This is a genomic window from Oleiphilus sp. HI0067 (assembly GCF_001635735.1).
In genome coordinates this window covers 1-768 of record NZ_LWFI01001400.1, presented here as the reverse complement: position 1 = coordinate 768, position 768 = coordinate 1, and the positions used below count along the sequence as shown (strand labels likewise).

General features: G+C 48.0%; 1 protein-coding gene. It reads left to right on the top strand.

Features of this window, described 5'->3' with window-relative positions:
* Window positions 1-690 (top strand): glutamate ligase domain-containing protein (locus A3739_RS22295; RefSeq protein ID WP_255376793.1); only part of this gene is annotated, 690 nt, incomplete at its 5' end.
* Between the last annotated feature and the right edge of the window lie 78 nt (window positions 691-768).

Sequence of the window (768 nt, the reverse complement as noted above, 5' to 3'; positions counted from 1 at the left end):
AATGAGTCTGCAGATGTGCGAGCCGAAAATGTCAGACAAAGTGGACAATTAACGAGTTTCACGGCGATTCGTGCGGGAGATAAGCCAGATTTAGAAGTTGATTTCCAAATGCCAGGTGAGCACAACGTCCTTAATGCATTGGCAGCCATTGCTGTTGCAACAGACGAAGGCGTTGCTGATGATGCAATCTTGTCGGCTTTAGCAGATTTTCAAGGCGTGGGACGTCGCTTCCAGTTGCAAGGTAATTTCCAGATTGAAGAGAAGTCGTTCATGTTGGTGGATGACTATGGGCATCATCCGAGTGAAGTGGGCGTGACCATAAAAGCTATTCGCGATGGTTGGCCTGAAAAACGTTTAGTGATGGTGTTTCAACCACACCGTTATAGCCGAACGAGTGACCTGTATGAAGACTTCGTACGCGTCCTGTCAGAGGTTGATGTGCTGATCATGTTGGATGTTTACGCCGCGGGTGAAAAGCCAATTCCAGGAGCAGATAGTCGCGCGCTTTGTCGAAGTATCCGTCAGCGTTCTGGCTTAGATCCGATCTATGTCGAGGATACGGAAGAGCTCGAATCTGTGCTTTTAAATCTCTTAGATGAAAACGACCTCGTAGTAACGCAAGGTGCTGGTAATGTAGGACAGATTAGTCTGAGCCTTGCTCAGTCATTTAAAGCGAAGGAGGGGGCATGACAACATCGTTTATCGCAGATTCAGCCCTCGTTGAGTCTTTAGGTAAAGTAGCGGTCGTTTGTGGGGGTTGTTCTGCCG